Origin of the sequence: Oceanisphaera pacifica (genome assembly GCF_017498065.1) — a bacterium.
GTDB lineage: Bacteria > Pseudomonadota > Gammaproteobacteria > Enterobacterales > Aeromonadaceae > Oceanimonas > Oceanimonas pacifica.
Genome location: NZ_JAGDFX010000023.1, coordinates 1 through 17,962 on the forward strand (window position 1 = coordinate 1; position 17,962 = coordinate 17,962).

General features: G+C 43.9%; 11 protein-coding genes and 1 pseudogene. 8 read left to right on the forward strand and 4 right to left on the reverse strand.

The window, feature by feature from the left end; genetic code table 11:
• The first annotated feature begins 584 nt into the window (after nucleotides 1-584).
• Genes J3U76_RS13855 through J3U76_RS13865 form a run of 3 tightly spaced genes read left to right on the forward strand, consistent with a single transcriptional unit; the run spans nucleotide 585 to nucleotide 6,545 of the window.
• Complete coding sequence (locus J3U76_RS13855; RefSeq protein WP_208006566.1) at nucleotides 585-1,205, forward strand: hypothetical protein; 621 nt, start codon at nucleotides 585-587, stop codon at nucleotides 1,203-1,205.
• Nucleotides 1,198-3,432 carry a hypothetical protein gene (locus J3U76_RS13860; protein WP_208006567.1) on the forward strand — a complete coding sequence of 745 codons (2,235 nt, stop codon included), beginning with the start codon at nucleotides 1,198-1,200 and terminating at the stop codon, nucleotides 3,430-3,432. The genes J3U76_RS13855 and J3U76_RS13860 overlap by 8 nt, the downstream gene beginning before the upstream one ends.
• Entirely contained in the window at nucleotides 3,417-6,545 is a 3,129-nt protein-coding gene (locus J3U76_RS13865) for a site-specific integrase (protein WP_208006568.1), read from the forward strand. Before J3U76_RS13860 ends, J3U76_RS13865 begins: the two co-directional genes overlap by 16 nt.
• 44 nt (nucleotides 6,546-6,589) lie before the next feature.
• Here J3U76_RS13865 and J3U76_RS13870 read toward each other — a convergent pair whose 3' ends face one another.
• From J3U76_RS13870 to J3U76_RS13880, 3 genes are read right to left on the reverse strand one after another with little or no spacing between them, the layout of a single operon-like run.
• Nucleotides 6,590-7,459: an HDIG domain-containing metalloprotein gene (locus tag J3U76_RS13870; protein ID WP_208006569.1), complete on the reverse strand. Its 870-nt coding sequence runs from the start codon at nucleotides 7,457-7,459 to the stop codon at nucleotides 6,590-6,592.
• On the reverse strand, nucleotides 7,456-8,634 hold the full coding sequence (locus tag J3U76_RS13875) for a site-specific integrase (protein WP_208006570.1): 1,179 nt from the start codon (nucleotides 8,632-8,634) through the stop codon (nucleotides 7,456-7,458). Before J3U76_RS13875 ends, J3U76_RS13870 begins: the two co-directional genes overlap by 4 nt.
• Before the next feature lie 10 nt (nucleotides 8,635-8,644).
• Nucleotides 8,645-8,857: a hypothetical protein gene (locus J3U76_RS13880; protein WP_243454271.1), complete on the reverse strand. Its 213-nt coding sequence runs from the start codon at nucleotides 8,855-8,857 to the stop codon at nucleotides 8,645-8,647.
• Nucleotides 8,858-8,982: 125 nt separating this feature from the next.
• Here J3U76_RS13880 and J3U76_RS13885 point away from each other — a divergent pair, with 125 nt between their 5' ends.
• The 5 genes from J3U76_RS13885 to J3U76_RS13905 all read left to right on the forward strand — a co-directional run bounded on the left by J3U76_RS13885 (nucleotide 8,983) and on the right by J3U76_RS13905 (nucleotide 15,836).
• On the forward strand, nucleotides 8,983-9,210 hold the full coding sequence (locus tag J3U76_RS13885; protein ID WP_208006572.1) for a helix-turn-helix domain-containing protein: 228 nt from the start codon (nucleotides 8,983-8,985) through the stop codon (nucleotides 9,208-9,210).
• 734 nt (nucleotides 9,211-9,944) lie between these two features.
• On the forward strand, nucleotides 9,945-11,471 hold the full coding sequence (locus tag J3U76_RS13890; RefSeq protein WP_208006573.1) for a class I adenylate-forming enzyme family protein: 1,527 nt from the start codon (nucleotides 9,945-9,947) through the stop codon (nucleotides 11,469-11,471).
• A 30-nt stretch (nucleotides 11,472-11,501) separates the two neighbouring features.
• The gene (locus J3U76_RS13895) at nucleotides 11,502-13,040 is read left to right on the forward strand and encodes an acyl CoA:acetate/3-ketoacid CoA transferase (protein ID WP_208006574.1); all 1,539 of its coding nucleotides are present in this window, start codon (nucleotides 11,502-11,504) and stop codon (nucleotides 13,038-13,040) included.
• 19 nt (nucleotides 13,041-13,059) lie between these two features.
• The gene (gene fabG / locus J3U76_RS13900; protein ID WP_208006575.1) at nucleotides 13,060-13,797 is read left to right on the forward strand and encodes a 3-oxoacyl-ACP reductase FabG; all 738 of its coding nucleotides are present in this window, start codon (nucleotides 13,060-13,062) and stop codon (nucleotides 13,795-13,797) included.
• A gap of 881 nt (nucleotides 13,798-14,678) precedes the next feature.
• Nucleotides 14,679-15,836 carry a CdaR family transcriptional regulator gene (locus tag J3U76_RS13905; RefSeq protein ID WP_208006576.1) on the forward strand — a complete coding sequence of 386 codons (1,158 nt, stop codon included), beginning with the start codon at nucleotides 14,679-14,681 and terminating at the stop codon, nucleotides 15,834-15,836.
• 360 nt (nucleotides 15,837-16,196) lie between these two features.
• On the opposite strand, the pseudogene J3U76_RS13910 reads toward J3U76_RS13905, so the two are convergent.
• Nucleotides 16,197-17,792 (reverse strand): annotated as a pseudogene (locus tag J3U76_RS13910) (IS1634 family transposase).
• Between the last annotated feature and the right edge of the window lie 170 nt (nucleotides 17,793-17,962).

Here is a 17,962-nt window from a genome sequence, read left to right on the forward strand (position 1 = left end):
TCATTTGTATAGACTTTTGCTTACGAGCAAGCGCTGTGAAGTCCGTATTTTTGAAGTCATCCATAGAATAATCATCAAGTAAGGCAGGGTGGGAACAATTAGACCATATCTTTACTTAGATTGGTATTAGTCCACGGAGCCCGAATGAAAAAAGCCCTGCTCGATGAGCAGGGCTTTGGGATGATGGCGGGGTGGCAAACGCACCGCGTTTGAAGGTTGGAGCGCAGCGACCTGTAGGGTCGAATTTATTCGACCGCTCTATCCACGGAGCCAGAATGAAAAAAGCCCAGACTGTTAAGTCTGGGCTTTTGAATGATGGCGGAGTGGACGGGACTCGAACCCGCGACCCCCGGCGTGACAGGCCGTGCCAGTCAATATTTCTTAATATACGCTATTCTACATTAAACTTAACTAGTTGATATAAATGAGTTAATTCTGGTATGTTAATTTTATGGATTTGAGATAAATTGACAACAATTAAGTGGTCACGGTCACAGTATATTAATTTTTCACAGATCAATTCTTGATCTGATTTTTTGCAACATGCACACTGATATTAGCTTATTTATCACTCAGGTGTCACTATGCCGGCTGCTGTTTTTGTTAATCGAAACATCCATGTTGAACTCCACCCTGCAGCACGTTCAGCATATGAATGGTGCATGCAATACCCTCAACGAATCAGTTGGTCTGATCTGCCTCAACCGATCATAACCGGACTGAGTAAAGAGCCCCTACGCGGCGTCATGATTAAAGAAGAAGGTACAAAGAAAGACAATAAATCTGCACGTCACTTTATGCTTTACTCACCGCTGTGGTCGATACAATTGTGGCCATCAACACGCCCCCCAAATGGCACTCTGCTCGTCAGTTTAAGTCCGCAAGAAATATCAGATGAGGAGGTCGAAACCGCAGCTTGGCTGTCAGCACTTAGTCCACTTTTGTTGTCAGTGGATCATCACCAAACTGCTGAAATCCGTGACGCACTTGTAGCCCATATGCCAGTCAAAGTGCACCAAAAATTACTCCGAGCAAAGGTGCTAAGTGATCCTATGTTATGCAGATGGCTAAATATTTCTCGAGGTACTCTAGTGCAACAACGACAGAGGAAAGTAATTCGCGAAGATGAAGCGATAGCGGAAGTTCCACAGTCAACTGATGAGTTAATTGCGGCGCTGAAAAAAACTCGGAGTCCAGATGACTGAATACAAGTTTCGCTCTTACAGACGGAGGCTCATTACTCAGGCTATCGCGCCTAAAGAGCTGACAAAATGGCATCGGCAGATCATATTTTCGCGTCTTGCTCAGCTTTGTTCTCCGCTGTTAGAACACTTCGAAAACGATTTAGTTTGGTTCACTGACTCGCTGGAGCAACGCTTAAAAAATACGGCACAGCAACAACCAAAAGATGGCGTTGAACTCCAACTAGCGTATCGGCATTTGAGAAAAAAAGAGCGGCTAACTTACGCATCTTATGCGGCTGCACTTTGTGCCCCTTGGCCTCGAATCGACGATCATGAAAGGTACGCTCAATGGTTAGGAGTGATAGTGCTTTGCTGCTGTCAGTTGCACATTCAAGGACAATACGATTCGGCCATTAGTTCTGCGCTCCGAGAAATCAGGCTGATTGCTAACGACGCCAAGCATGCGAACATATTTAAGTTGCTACCCACTCCAACAAGTTTCCACTCACTGGCCGAGCTGGGAGAACAGTTAGAAGTACTTAGGTTGCGTTATGCAGAGCCAAATATTGAATCGACAGGTATAGGCTACCTGTCTGTCGCTGTAAGAAGCGCGGCTCATCTCAAACAAGGAATCACCCGCAACAGAAAAATTAAGACACCAAAGTTTGAAGCGCCCGAACTTCTCACGCTGATATCGTTGGAACCAGTTGATGACTCCGGCCTTGAAGTCGACCTGTTGCAAATCACTCCCGAGACAACAGATATCCAAGCCACCGATGAACGAATGAAGCCGGAACCAGGAAAAGCAATGCGTGTGCATGATCCGCAGCAACGTCAGCAAACACAAACCATGATTGCATTGCAAGGACAGCGCTTCGCAGAGCTACTTGCCAGTCGGCAGCAGTCACTGCCCCCCAGTTTTGAACAACTCACCGAGTGGGATATCCATCATCTTATTCTGTACTGTTTGGAGAAGTTGAAACAAAAAGATAAACTCGCTGGCTGGATAATACTAGCCTTGGTCACAGGACGAGACCCAGCCTGGTTGCACGCTCGAGCCAAGCAGTGGAAGTTACTCCAGCTAGCAAAAGGCTATCCCTGTGTGCAAATGCAACATAGTGTGCCGGCTAGCCAGCAGGCGGAGATGTTAAAAGAAGTGTTGCCGGAGGTGTCTGGGCATTTCTATCAGGCTCTTCCTATTCAGCTATATGACTGGGTGGTACAATTTTCTTCCTCTACAAAACCTCCTACTAAAAGCGAGTGTCGAGCTTGGCTTAAAGACATTGATAAGCAACACTCGACTCGCTTGACACTAGGTCGAATTGTGCGATTTATGGAACATTGGTGTTTGAACCATGGTGTTGATCGGGTCATCATCGCACTTATGCGAGGCGAACACTATCAATCCCGCCCTGCACTCTCTTACAGTCACCTGCATCAAGACGAATTAGTGCTGTGCCACTATCGTTATGTAAACGCTATTTTCATTATGGCGGGGCAAGACCCGGAGCTACCAACCTCACGCAAAACAGAAGTATACCTAGGAAGCAGATTGCACTTGTCACGGTCAGTGCTCGGCAATTCTTTTGATATATTAGCATCGCCACTTAAGCAAAAGCGCGATGTTTGGACTGTTCATAATGACTATACTGGCTATGTCTGGGCAATCTTGGCTTTCGCCACGGGCCACAGGGACGTCACCGCTCCACTAGGGAAAATCACTGATTACAACCCCTATCAACATACCTGGTGGATTAGTGATAAAGAGCGACGTCATGGGCTGGCAGCCAGAACCCTGATTATTCCGCCTACCGCTGCCAAACAGGTTGAACACTATTTAGAGCACCTGCGCCAACTACAAATACACTGCCGATTTTTGGATCCGGATCTTGCAGTACGTTGCCAGCAGGCCCTGGATGGCAGTGGTAACCTGCTATTTATCCTCACCGATAAGCAGGATAAAAAAGTACCAGCAGATCTCACTCCATCGCTGCTGGCAGACCTGTTGCAGACTCGTCTACCCTGGTCTAGAAACTGGGCTCGCCATCATTTACGCTCTGAGCTAGTTAAATACAGCGTTAATCCTGAACTGATAGACGGGTGGATGGGACATGAGGAAATTGGCGAGGAAGCATTAGGCCGCCACAGTTTTTTGAGCATGGCTGATTGTAGGGAGGTAGCAGATATTATTGAATCTATTTTTGTTACGCACAAAATAAAGGCGATTATCGGATGGACAACCCACTAACTTTACCTGCATCACGACAAGCTGCCATGATCATGTTGGGCCGAGAACACCGTCGGGTTAAGCGCCAGCTACGAGATGAGCAAATTTTGCGTGTAGCTATTAGTATCGTGCGCCGACATTTTCCTCGCATACTACATAATCCGCCCGACGCTCAAGGATTCGATAAAGCTTGGCCACAAATAGAGCAGTCACTCCGGGGGGAGCTGAAAAATGAGAGTGCTTACCGACATGCCTACAGCTTTTTATGCAAACAGCTAGAGGCCGGAAATCGTAAAGGGATCTGGCTAGTACAGGTACCGGCTCCATATATCACATTACGCCGAAGACGCCCTACCCGAACCCTAACCTGGCAACATAGTTCCCGGCTGATAGCCGAAGCAGAGCATCACTGGTTTATCAGCCTACAACCCAGTCAACTGGAGCCTGATGCGCTGTTTTCCCGACTATTACTCTCCATGGTGCTCTATGGCGGGCTCAGCCGTCCAGCACTATGGCCGGCATTAGCTCAAGCACTGAACAAACCCAGCCCCCTCAAAGGTAATAGTGAATGTTGCTGGCTAGTTCTAGAGCGCGTCCCAGATCGTCATCAAGCCAGCAACTTGTATATCAGAGAACCAGAGACTGGCGAGCTGGTCACCCACTGTGAGATCCTTTATGTGCCCGATACCATCAGTCTTGGCCTATTACGGCAATTTTTACAGCAGAAGCCATCAGGCTGGCAGCCCCCTGTTACTACTGCTGAATGCTTAACACTGCTGAACCAAGAGCTGGGTACAGATCTTTCTAAAATGCAACTTGCACATGGGGGAATCACCGTCACTGAACATCAAAAAGGGATCGAGCTACCTCAGGTGCTGATAGAATATGCTACGGGTCGTCAGCCTAGTGCAAGTCTGCCTTATTGTTACTGGCGACGATTGCTTCAACCGGCACTGCTTTCTTGTAAAGTCACAAGTTTTACGCAATTCTCAACCTTTCCTCCACGACTCACTCAGCAGCGCCGCCAGCAAAATAATCGCCGTCCAAAACCACATTTAATTAGCCTGTTGCGAGGACTGTTAACAACTGACCCTGCTCGCTATAAAAGTAAACGTGCTGTCATCAACGAGTTACGTGAGCTTAGTCGAGAAGAACTAGCATTGCCTGAGAGTGCGTTGATCAACTGGCTGCTTGAACACCTTGAAGACAGAGGTAACGCTATATCGACAGCTAAACGTTACTTCAATGCAATTGCTACCGAATGGCTAATTGCGACAGCTGATCAGGACTTGCTCAGCTATTGTGGCGAGGATTTTCATGACTTGTATTTATCGATACTCAATCGGCCTCGTAGCCAGCAAGATAGAGAATATCGGGCGAGCCGTCTGGAAGATCTCCATTTGTTTGGGGCTAAAGTGCTGGGATTTCCTCCTTTACCAGAGCCATTGCAGGAAGGGAGCGATGTTATCGTTCGTATTAGCTCAGCGGTGGTGGATGAGCCCCTGTTTTCTGCTCTTTTGAAGCAGTTTCAGAGCCTAGAAGATCTTGGCGAATATTTGCGCCGCACCTATATTTGCTTTCTGATCATCGCGTACCGCACCGGTCTGAGACCTGGCGAAATAGCCAAACTGCGCTTGTGCGATATCGAGCCTTCTGCCACAGCCTGGCTATTTGTGCGTAACAACCAATACGGCAGTAATAAAACTGAGGCTGCCCTGCGTAAGGTTCCATTATACCCGCTACTAACTGCAACAGAGCATAAGCTAGTTAGCCAATTTATAGGGGAGCGTCGCCTGAATAGCGAAAAAACAACACAATTGCTATTTCATCAACCAGAAAACCCTTATGAGCCTCTGGATACCATGCCGTTATCTCTTGCTGTGCGTACCATTTTGGCTGAGTGTACTGGAGGTTTATATTACCGACTCTATCATCTACGCCACAGTGCGCTGTCCCGCTTACAACTGCTTCTACATGAGGATTACCTGAGCTTGCCTGAATATCTGGCGACGTTACTGCCTTACAGCGTCGCTAAACGGAAAAGCCTTCGTACTCTAATTACAGGGCAAAGTCGCTTGCGAGATAGATATTCAGCACTGGCAGTATTTGCAGGACATAGCAGCCCAGATACAACACTCAGTACTTACTTGCATTTTAGTGACATACTGTTAGGACTGCATTTAAGGCATAACCAGCGCGAGCTCAACGCTGAGCAAGCCCAAACGTTACTTGGACTCAGGCCATTTCGCATTAGCCAGCTGCAAAAAGAAGAGATCCCCATTACACCAGCGCACACTGCAGACTATATACGCAAACGCCTATCACGCTATATCGACCCCGTGCTGATGCCAAAGGAAGCTCAAGCCATTCCGTCTGAAATAGCGCTACCCTCTAGAAGTAGCAGCAAATACGAGCCCATGTTAGCAGTACTGGCCAAAATACAAGACGGTTATGATCATAGGGAAATAGCCTGGTTTTATCAGCTGAGTACAGAACAAATAGAAGGATGGCATCAAAGTGCTCTAGCGCTGCGAGCACTGACTACTGAAAAGCAACTATCTCGCTTGTTCCCTCGTAGCCGTCGTCATCAACTACTTCCACCAGAGCCGGTAGGCGTGGCAGAACGACGTGATTTAGCTATCGGCTTAAAACGATGTCGTGAGTTATATACCTCACCGGAGACTAGAAGTGAGTTAATCAGTTTAATTCGTTATACCCTCACACACAGTAATAGCTCGCGGTCAGGGATTAAATTCGACGACCCTGTTTGTTTTCAACGTTTTATGACGACAGCAAGCCAAGTGTTTGATGAGAAACGTTGGCGACTATCCTTGCGCTACACTGATCAGCAAGTTACTCAGCAATGGCAATATGGCTCAATGGAGATTTTAGGCTATCCCATGAAACAGCAGGCTCGGTTTAATCAGGGCTCAGGCTGGCTACAGCTACGCCATAGAGAAGAGGAAAAGCGCCAAGAAACAGGTAAGCTAGGTTATTCATCTCATAGCCTGCGTATTTTATTACACAGGCTCGCTATTATATTATTTACAGCAGATGAAATTAGCGCTTGGCAAACATCGGATGAAGACGTCGAGTTCTTAGACTCTGAGCGACCCAACAGTCGAGAAGACTAATAAAAAACGGGCTATGAAAGCCCGTTTTTAGCTAAAGGTGTTCATTACCCTAATCGCTTATACAACTGATTATCTAGAGGAGATTTTGCATACCAGTAATAATCAGGAACATTGGTGAATGCGCGACGCCAGTTAGAGACCTCAGCTGAAATTCGGTCACACATACGCACGATACTGGCAACCTGATAAGGCTCACCATGCTGACCGACTTTTACAGATAAACATGCACTTAATGCTTCAAATATTTTCGGTGCTCGCACACTGAGCCGGTCTAAAGGATCAGCCAGCAACATAAAGTTATAAGACTCATGTTGTACGCACATACCTGAGGGCTGATTATAATATAAACGAATTTTTCCTATGTCGTGTAACAGACCGCCGACGAACGCGACCCAAACAGAGGTGCCACCTAACTGATGCTTATTACATAACATAGCAGCCGTCATCGCTACCTCATGACTATGCGCCAGCAACCCACCTAGCTCATCATGATGGTGGCGATGGCTACCCTGCCCCTGACAAAATGGCACCATAATAGAATCATTCATCAACACTTCGAGCAAGAAATCACGCAGTGCGGCTCCTTCGATATACGCGAGCATGCTCCATATTTCTTCTAATAAAGGCTTTTGTTCTTCGGACACTAAGGCCAACTGCTGAGTCAATTTTTGCTTATCAATCAGTTGAGGTAACGAAACTACTGAGCAGAGCTGGAACATACCACCCTGATGAATAATATCAGCAAGCACCCATTGACCATCTGGATTGACCGCTTGCATTTGCAAAGGCATAAGCGATAACGATACTTCACGTTTCTCTGAGCTAAACCGCCATACCGTAGCAACACCATTATCAAATTGCTGCTCTGCCCAGAGCAATTCAGGGCGAGTTTGTGTCAAAAGTAATGGACTCATGCTTCTTCCTCCACTGTGAACTCTTCATCAAGTAATGATTCAAAGGCCGCCCCATCTCGCCTCAGTAAGTTAGGAACGTAACGTGAATACACACGGAATAACATTGAAGTGTTGGCATGGCCCAGCTGGCGGGCAATCCACTCTGGATTTTCACCTGCGGCTAACCACAAAGTGGCGGCGGTATGCCGTGTTTGATAGGGATTACGCTTAGCAAGATCTAAATGCTCTAACAGCGGGTACCAAACTCGTCGCGTCACATTGCGGTGGTTTAAAGGCTCCCCATTACGTGCACAAAATACAAATTCACTTTTTTCACCTGTTCTACCCCATTGTTCAAATAAGGCGTCATAAACCCGCTGAGACATAGAAAGTGTGCGATACGAGCCTGATGTTTTGGTCGGCCCCAATTTGCCACGCACTAGCGCTTGATGGATATGAATGAGTCGGGCGCCAAAATCGACATGTTCCCAGGTTAAACCGTCTATTTCACCAGTGCGTAGCCCGGTAAAGAAGCGCACAGTGTAATAAGGTCTAAAATCCGGCCGTATCTTAGCTAATAGCATGGACACCTCTTCTAGCGAGAAGGGCTGAATATCAGCACGAGGCATCGGTAGAGCTTTAATATTACGCCATGGCGACTCGTACCCAAGGCGATCAGCTGCCTCATTCAAGATAAGTCGCAAGTAGGTCATAATATGGTTGATACGCGATGCAGATAAAGCCTTACCCGTCACTGCATCAGCCGCACAAAGACCCAGACGAAATGCCAAGATATCACTTTTAGTAATAGCTCCAATCGGTATATCACTAAATTTCGGCTCAAGGTGGCAACGTAAAATGCCCTCTACGGTTTCATACTGGCTCTCTCGCCACTCCACCCGCTTCTCTTCTAACCACTGCTGACTAAAAACCGAAAAAAGCATTTTTCCACCGGTTGCCTTCTGCGCTTCTAATATCGCAATATGACGAAATGTCTCTACGCGCGGGCTGTCAGGGAAGTGGTGGGCATAATCAAAAGTGCCCAACTTTATTTGCTGCTCCATCTGCGCCAGCAGTTTTTCTAGCTTCTTACGATTCGCAGGCGTATCTGCCACCTTGGTTTGCTCGCGGCAACGCTTCCCCTTAAAACGAAAATCCAGATACAAACGTCCATCGCGTGTATTAACCGTTCCCATAATGTGCTCCTTACATCATGCCGATGGCATCGTTAACCGACAGACCTTGCAGCATGGTTTCTTCCACCCGCTCCCAAATAAATAAAATCTTACGACCACCAAAGGGACGGATGTAATGTACCCCCTCAAACAACACCGAATCCTTTAAACACTGACGGATGGTGCGAACGTCGTACTTGATACGAGAAGACAGCTCTTCAGTTGTTAGATAGGTATGTGTCATAATCAAACCCTCGCTTTTTGCTCTTCAACAAACATTAATGACCTACTGAAGAGAATTTAGCACACTTAAGAACCATTGCAAGTCATTTATACCTACTACAGGTATTTTTTAACTTTGGAGGTGAAATGATCAAATGCCATCTATCGCGAATCTTGGGCGAGAGAAAACAAAAAATAGCTGAGGTATCCAGAGAAACGGGCATCAACAGAAACACCCTACACCGCCTCTATAACGAAACGGCTACTAGAGTAGAGCTGGATGTAATCGAGACTTTATGCAGATATTTAGATATTCAGATAGGGGAGCTGTTTGAGATTGAAGAGGGCGATACGCAAGAAAAAGTAGAGCAATAGTATAAAAAATCCCCGCACTAAAGGTGTGGGGCTTATCAACTGATGATGTAAACAATGTCTATGAATTATGATAAAACCTAGCCGCGTTTTTTCTGTTGGATTGCTCCAGATCTTGCTCACTATCCAGGAGTGTACTGAGCCTATGGATAAACCTTGCTAAGCGCTTTCCAAAAACCCAAAGCGCTGTTAGCAGTAGCTAGACTTTGGACAGGTCGATAAAACTCACGCTAGCAATCCATTAAACAGCTCAAGTCGCGCTGCCGTTACTCTAGATGCTCATTCATCAAGCGCTCTCTGAGTCTAAAAATAGTTTTAGCCGATAAGCCTTTAGCGTTCTACCCTAGTAAGGCTGTAGCGCTTATTGGTAGCCCTGTGCACTTGCAGTAACAACGGATAGCGTTCCGAATAGCACATCGAATAACGTATAAGTTACTTTTATGCTTTGCCGTGTATCTAATAGTATAAAATAACAATGAATAGATATCGTCCTACCTACTTTAATATCGTCCGTTAGGTAGGAGTTCGAATCTCGAGGGAGGCAGATGCCCCCCTAGCTCAGGAAGCAACGCCAATACTAAGCACACTATATGTGCACATTCACAACATAACCCAACAAATTCGTTAACATCTGTGTGAGCCCTCACACAGATATTAATCACTAATAGACTAGTATTTTACCTAGTTAAAAAATAATGACGACCATTGATGTAATGGCTAGCAAGGGGTCAGAATAGATGTCACACAAGCTTCAATATAACAGCTTATATCAGAGTCTAGAGCTGAGTGCTCAGAGATGGCCAGATAGGCAAGCCTTTATTGTTGGTGATCAAAGTATTACCTATCGAGTTTTTCTGCAACGAGTAAAAGAAGTTGCCGGCCTGCTTCTACATAAATTCGAGTTGCAAAAAAATGATAAAATTATTCTGGCCATTGGTAATGAGATATCATTCTGTGAAGTATTTTATGCAGCAATGAGTTTAGGCATCATTGTCGTACCTGTCAGCACAAAAATGACATCCGATGAAGTAGCATCGCTAGTGCAGCAAGTAATGCCTTCATGGGTTTTGTGCCATGATGATCATATTGAAAAATATACTGACTCTTTATCCTTTAAATCAAAAACCACAACCTTGAGTCAATGGGAATTGTTATCAAGCAAAGGGCTTAACCCTGTAGTTGCCTCGGATGTTTGCCATGATGATACTGCTATAATAATATTCACTTCAGGAACAACTGGGCAACCTAAAGGAGCAATAATAAGCCATGGCAATCTCCTGCATGGAATAACATCATATCAAAGCGCTTTTTCATTAACCGAAAAAGATAGCACTATATTAGCGGTTCCTATTTATCATATTACTGGCCTAGCCGCTATTCTTGGCTTGTTTATCCACATTGGTGGAACAATTAATTTGCAAAGAAAGTTTAATGCTAAAATCATTCTAGAGTGCATCGAAAATCAAAACATTACTTTTATGCATGGCTCACCTACCGTATTTATTTTACTATGTAATGAATTCAAAACCAGTAAGACAAACTACAAATTGGGCTCTCTAAAAAAGGTTGTGTGCGGTGGCGGACACCTTAACAATGGCACCATCAAAACTATTAAAAGCATATTCAAGAATACTGATATTCATCCTGTTTATGGTTTGTCAGAAACCAGTTCTCCTGCCAGTATCTTCGTTGAAGATTTAAGTTCGCACAATAAGTTAGGTAGCTCAGGAAAAGCCATTCCCGGTGTGGAGTTTCTGATAAAAAGTAAAGATGGTGAGACATTAACTAATGGTGAGACTGGTTTACTCTGGGTAAGGGGGCCTGTTGTTATAAAATCTTATTGGAATAACCCGCTTGCCAATAAAGAATCTTTTGAGGATGGTTGGTTCAACACTGGTGACCTAGCCTATATAGACAATGACAATTATATCTATATACAGGGAAGACTGAAGGATATGATTAATAGGGGTGGGGAGAAAATTTATTCACTAGAGGTTGAAAATATACTTTCCGCCTACCCAGGTATTAATGAAGTAGCGTTAGTCCCCTTCCCTAGTGAAATATATGGTGAAGAACCCATGGCATTCATTATAGCTGACCGCGACCACCCTATCACAACAAAAGAGCTCCTAGTTTGGGCTCATACAAAACTAACAAAATACAAAATTCCTAAAAAAATAATATTTGTAGAAAACTTTCCAAGAACTAAAAATGGAAAAATAAGTAAAAAAATTCTTAAGGAAAGCGTCCATAAATATCTTTGATATGGTCGGAATAACATCAATGGAGAGATAATGAAAAACAAAATTATGACTAAAGAAGAAGCAGCTGAGCTTATCCGTGATGACAGTACAATTTGTACCGTAGGGATGACGTTGATCAGCGCCTCCGAGTCTGTATTATCTTCGATCGAAAAACGCTTTCTCGAAACAGAATCCCCTAAAAATCTGACACTGGTTCATGCTGCCGGTCAAAGTGATAGAAATCGAGGTATACAGCACTTAGCTCATCCCGGTCTGGTAAAAAGAATTATTGGTTCACACTGGGGGCTGGCTCCTAGATGGATGGCCATGATCTCAGATAATCAAGTAGAAGCCTACTGCTTGCCTCAGGGACAAATGGTACACCTATACAGTGACATGGCAGCTGGCCTGCAAGGCAGAATATCACCGGTTGGTCTGAATACCTTCATAGATCCAAGAATTGAAGGCGGAAAAATGAACAGCTGTACAAAAGAAGATATTGTAGAGCTGATGCAAATCAAGGATCAGGAGTATCTATTCTACCCCGCCATCCCCCTAGATACATTAATCATCCGCGGTACTGCCGCCGACTCCAAAGGTAATCTGACCACAGATGAAGAAGCGATAAAGCTTGAAGTACTCCCTGCGGTACTCGCGGCTAAACGCTTTGGCGGCAGAGTTATTGCGCAAGTAAAGTACCTGGTGGAAGACGGTAGCCTTGATCCTAAATCAGTCGTTGTACCCGGTAGCTTTATAGATAACATTGTACTCTGTAGTGATCCGGAAACCGATCACCGTCAGACTTCATCCTGGTATTATGACCCCGCCTATTGTGGAAAAATACGAGTATCAACTCAGCAAGGTATATCAAAAACACCGCTTGATATTAGGAAACTTATTGGCAGAAGAGCTGTGGAGTTAATAAATCCAGGTGCTATCATCAATCTAGGAACTGGCATCCCCAATGACGTAATAGGACAAATAGTAAAAGAAAAAAACATGGCAGCTAGTGTCACTATTACGGTTGAGTCTGGTATTTATGGCGGAATACAGGCAGGCGGAGTTGACTTTGGTATCGGGAGAAACCTATCGTCCATGATCAGTCATCAAGAGCAGATGCTTTATTACAATGGTGCAGGCGTAGATATAACCTATATGGGTGCAGGTGAGCTGGATAAAGACGGAAATGTCAATGCCACAAGATTGGGTTCACAATGCACTGGTGCGGGTGGTTTTATTGATATTACACAAAATGCAAAACACGTTGTATTTTGCTCAACATTTACTGCTAAAGGACTTAAAGTCGAAGTAGGCAATGGGAAATTGAGCATAGTACAAGAAGGACAAGTAAAAAAGATGGTTAACACTGTAAATCAGATATCTTATAGTGGAAACCTTGCCATAGAAAAAAATCAAAAAATGCATTTTGTTACTGAGCGAGCTGTATTCGAGATGACTGAACAAGGCCTAATGTTGATTGAAATTGCCCCAGGCATTGACCTTGAAAAAGACATACTAAATCTTATGGACTTCAAGCCTCTGATATCAAAAAATTTAAAATTAATGGATCAATCATTATTTACTCAATAATTATACACTGGAGAAAAAAATGAAACTCAAAGGGAAAACAGCCATAGTTACTGGTGCAAATCAAGGTATTGGTTTTGGTATCGCTCGTGTTCTAGGACGCGAAGGCGCAGCAGTTATCATTGCGGATATGAATGAAGAAGGTGGAGTGTCTGCTGTAAATAATTTAAAAAATGAAGGTACGGATGCTGTTTTTGTAAAATGCAATATTGGCAATAAAGAAGACATAAATGAGCTCTTTGAATTCGTAGAAATAAATTATGGCAAGTTAGATGTGTTAGTAAATAATGCAGGCATCAACCGCGATGCAATGCTGCATAAACTAAGTGAGGACGACTGGGATAGCGTAATTGATGTGAACCTGAAAGGCACCTTTCGTTGCATGCAGGCAGCAGCGATTAAGATGCGAGAACAGGGATCAGGAAGAATTATCAATATCGCTTCCGCCAGCTGGCTAGGAAATGTGGGCCAATCAAACTATGCGGCCTCAAAAGCAGGTGTTGTGGGGCTGACCAAAACAGCTTGTCGCGAACTAGCCAGAAAAGGGGTGACGGTAAATGCTATATGTCCTGGGTTTATCGATACTGCAATGACCCGAGGAGTTCCGGAAAAAGTATGGGACGCCATGATATCTAAAATTCCAGCGAGCTTTGCAGGCGAGCCAGAAGATGTAGGTGAATGTGTAGCCTTTCTCGCTTCAGACGCCGCACGATATGTTAACGGTGAGGTAATCAATGTCGGCGGTGGCATGGTTCTGTAATTCAAAAAAATAGCTTGCCTCTCGTATCAGTTTGATCATGCTTATTCATTATGACATGTAAAGATAAAAGGAAAATTATCCTCACTATTCTATTCATGAAATGAAAGCCATTAAATCGAGCAAGCCGATGCTAACACCGCAATTGTATTTAACAAATACTGCTCGTCTATAGTACTATTTACATACCGGTGACCTATACGAATAATGGAGAGGAGCGAAGATCAACTGTGAAGGCTCCTCTCTTCTAAGGCAAACTAATCAATGTCACTAGTCTCAAGACCGACGCGTGATCACTTTTAATTCAATTTAAGCAAAGTTTGGTCACCCCTTCGCTAGGAATGAACGAACAAACTTGTTTCCTCCGCAGTAAAGGAAATAAGTGGTTGAAGTTTATCCCAAATTAGCTTATGTGTGATCCAGACATCTTTGTTATATTATCTAGAGACACTCTTAGATCCCGACTTTGTGGCAAAATATACCCAGATAATATCAGCCTGTCATTCATCAACTCAATTTTCTGATGGCTTGAGCTTGACAGCAACGACGCAGATTTGAGCTGAGCTCTAGATCACTGATACACACCTTGAATTAAGAACTCAAGAACATCTATCACCATACAATTTGATGATGTACTTACAGGCAGTAATCTGACTATCTATGACACAGGCAGGTTGATAATATAACAACTTTTGACAAGATCAGGGTAGGTGTTGCTCGATGCGAAACCACATGGAATACCTGTTTTTTTCCTTACCGGCCCCTAATTTTCAACGTCGGTTGGAGAAGCTCAAGCGGATCGGCTACGGAGCTAGACGCTCATACCTTAAGAATCGACCACCTTGCTTTCCTATAGGTAAATATACTATCAACAGGCAGTACTTATGAAGATCAACTCAGAATTAGCTAATGAAATTGTTAGAAGATCTATAGCTATTATTCATCACAATGTTAATGTTATAGATAACAACGGCATTATTGTAGCATCTGGTAATCATAAGCGAGTAGGACAAAAACATGGTGCTGCAATTGAGGCAATAAAAAAAGGTGCTCGAATAACTATTAATAATGATATGGAAGCCGAACGCTATGAAAATACAGAACCAGGTATTAATCACCCTATAATAATAGAAGGTGATGTGGCTATTACTATAGGGATAAGTGGTAACCCGGCTATTATATCCCGTTATTCAGAGTTGGCTATTCTTACTGCCGAACTGTTGTTAAAGCAAGCAAGTGAAATAAACTCTTCGAATTGGAAAAAAAGAGTAAATGATAGTTTAATAAATGAGTTCATTGAGTATGGCGAGCATAAAAGAGGTGTTTCAGCGCTTGATAAAATAAATAAAAATAGCAACGTACTAAATATAGAAACCATACCCATCATAATAAAAACAGGCGCTTATACGATTATGATGAGCGAGGTAGTAGACTCTTTATTAAGTAAACTATCATCAATGACTGATAGTAATAGAATTATTTTGTTAAATCATAATGAAATACTCCTGCTTCCCCCTGCCGACTCTTCAATTTCTTCCATTATAGAGAAAGCCGAACTAGCTATTGCTAGCCAATTGAGTAGCTTTAAAATAGGGGTGGGTATTAATGCATGCTCACCCTTAGACATTAGAGAATCAGTCATATATTCTCGTTCTGTTATAGATGTAGGAACAAAGTCAAATAGTGAACAAAGAATATACTGCTTTAAAGATATGGCTATTCAGTGTCTTTTAAAAGAACTAGAAAGCAGCTACCTATCAAGCTTCTTTAAAAAAATAGTAAATAATTTAGTTAGACATACCCAAGGACATCAACTCATTGAAACTCTAGAGTTGTTTATCGAAAATAATGCCGAGTTGGGTAAAACAGCAACTCAACTAAATATCCATAGAAACACTCTTTCCTATCGTTTATCAAGCATAAAAAAGATCACCTTGCTAGACCCTCTAAAATTTTTGGATTTGTTACAATTAACAATCTCTATTCATTATTACAGAAAAGAACATCCCAGAAAAAAGATCTGGATAGAGAGCATTATCTAAGTTTTAAAAATATACTGTAGTTATATGTTCTCCTACTGCTGGTAGCTGTGCTGATGAGGCGCTACTTGCTGTAACGTACCGTTAGATAAAACTGATACCTCACTGAGCTTCTTGTCTCGGTCTTCGTCACCCCCTCACATGAGCCGAGCTATGCCTTGGCTTACAACCAGAGTAGCGTAAATGAGCAGATTATCGGTGCTACTGCACAACTTAACAATAGCCTCATCCCAGATTCAATACGCTACTCTGCAGAGATCTAAGATAGTAACCATGACTTCTGCCCTGCTACATTAAGGTTAGCGTCAAAACCAAGGCTTTAATGTTATTATATTGTTAGGAAACCGACATTCCGCACCTAATTTAAGAATAAATAGTGAGATAGTGTTCACCGAGAGCATTAATAATTGTCTGCTGCGGAGGTTGAAGCTTCACTACGAGTGGCGGGGCTTCTCCAACACCAAGCTCATGAATGCCGCCGAAACATTGGAATACCCAGCGGGCCGTCGGCTTTTGACTCGGCTTATTCTTCATATCAGGGAAAGTCAGCTCATTCTGTTTCAGTGACTGGCGGATCCGGTGCTCTAACGCAGCGTAAACCATCAGGCTACAAGTCATGATCATCAACAATGCCTCGATGCGCTTTGGCTTTTTCAGAAATAGAGAAGAGACCATGAAGTCAGGGCTTTCAAGAAACGAAAGCCGCGCTCAACAGTTTGTTGAGACTTATAGGCGGCAAGTAGCCCAGCCATATCAAGCTCATCACTCATGTCGTTAGTGGTTAAGATAAAAATGCCTGGTTGTTCTTTAGCTTTCGCGACTTTTTTGAGGTAAGTTATGGCCTGCCCTGCCCTGTGAGAAGGTAATCAATGCTGTCCGGAGCTTGGCCTTTTTTAGGTCGGCCTTTACCATTAAAAACTGGTTTGGCTAGTGTTCCGCTATCTTCTATCCGTAACACGCTGAGCTTATTGCAAAATTCAGCTAAAGCTTGCTCTGCATCATGCTGGCAGACAAAGGTTTTTTTACATAGTTTCTGGAATTGCTTAAGCTCTTGAGTGCCCGTTTTAAGTCGGTTTTTGAGTACGTTTTTTTGCTCTCGATGCGTTGCTTGTTCACTACGCACCATCAGCCAACGTTGTGGAACACCTGCATAATCAGCCTCGAGCCAGTATCCATGATAGCCATTCTCTAGCGCTTCCAGCTGGCCTGTTTTGAGCGATGAAACCGCGCCCTTTGAATCTTTCAAGGTCATCGGAACACGAGTCACAAATAACTGGTCTTGCTGGTGCAAAGCACAGATGGACTCAGCGGTATACAAAACGGCATCACCAATGAAGTAACGGCTTTGCTGCGCTGACTTTAAAGACTTCACGTGATTTTTAATGACATCAGCGAACGCTCTTTGATCATTGGTGTTGCCGTTCATTGCCTGCATATAAACGGGTATTCCAGCTAAATTTTCACAGATGAGCTCTAGAGCCACCTGGTTCAGCTCGGGCCGATGATCACGGCTGTAACCCTTAACAAGCTGAATGCCAGCAGCGCCTTCCTCCTGAGCATAAGCTCCGTCCACATGAAAACTGGTGATATCAAGATGAACAGCGCTGTTATTCAGGCCCAGCTGTGTGACGACATTCTCGGCGATGGCTTGGTAGAGCAGAGAAACATCGGCCTCAAACAGCGCATCAAGGCAGCGGCCTAACGCATCATCATTGAGGTGCTCGGGTAAGATCCCCGGACGCAGTAGACGCTCGGTCGGCTTATCAGCAAAGAATTGAGGAACCATATGTAACGTGCGGCTATGAAACCCTAAGCCATTGATAATCATAGCAACGAGAGCTTCACCATGACTAACATGATGCTCGCCTTGCTTAGGTATAATGGCGTCCACCATGCGTGCGAGCCAGCAACCAAGCCCAGATGGTCGAGATTCTTGATGTGATAAGAAGGAGTTGTCATGATTATGGCCGCCAAATAGAAGTAATAGATCAAAATGGCGGATCTGTGTCAAGAACAATAAATTAGAAAATCAGGTGCGGAATGTCGGAAGCAACATTAGGGGGTATTTTTGAGTGCTCAACTACCAATTTGATATGATGAGAACCTTTTGTTCTCTTTTTGGCCAAAAT

Coding starts and splice junctions, on each gene's coding strand:
- J3U76_RS13855 (WP_208006566.1), top strand. CDS start 585: ATGCCGGCTGCTGTTTTTGTTAATCGAAACATCCATGTTGAACTCCAC.
- J3U76_RS13860 (WP_208006567.1), top strand. CDS start 1,198: ATGACTGAATACAAGTTTCGCTCTTACAGACGGAGGCTCATTACTCAG.
- J3U76_RS13865 (WP_208006568.1), top strand. CDS start 3,417: ATGGACAACCCACTAACTTTACCTGCATCACGACAAGCTGCCATGATC.
- J3U76_RS13870 (WP_208006569.1), bottom strand. CDS start 7,459: ATGAGTCCATTACTTTTGACACAAACTCGCCCTGAATTGCTCTGGGCA.
- J3U76_RS13875 (WP_208006570.1), bottom strand. CDS start 8,634: ATGGGAACGGTTAATACACGCGATGGACGTTTGTATCTGGATTTTCGT.
- J3U76_RS13880 (WP_243454271.1), bottom strand. CDS start 8,857: ATGACACATACCTATCTAACAACTGAAGAGCTGTCTTCTCGTATCAAG.
- J3U76_RS13885 (WP_208006572.1), top strand. CDS start 8,983: ATGATCAAATGCCATCTATCGCGAATCTTGGGCGAGAGAAAACAAAAA.
- J3U76_RS13890 (WP_208006573.1), top strand. CDS start 9,945: ATGTCACACAAGCTTCAATATAACAGCTTATATCAGAGTCTAGAGCTG.
- J3U76_RS13895 (WP_208006574.1), top strand. CDS start 11,502: ATGAAAAACAAAATTATGACTAAAGAAGAAGCAGCTGAGCTTATCCGT.
- fabG (WP_208006575.1), top strand. CDS start 13,060: ATGAAACTCAAAGGGAAAACAGCCATAGTTACTGGTGCAAATCAAGGT.
- J3U76_RS13905 (WP_208006576.1), top strand. CDS start 14,679: ATGAAGATCAACTCAGAATTAGCTAATGAAATTGTTAGAAGATCTATA.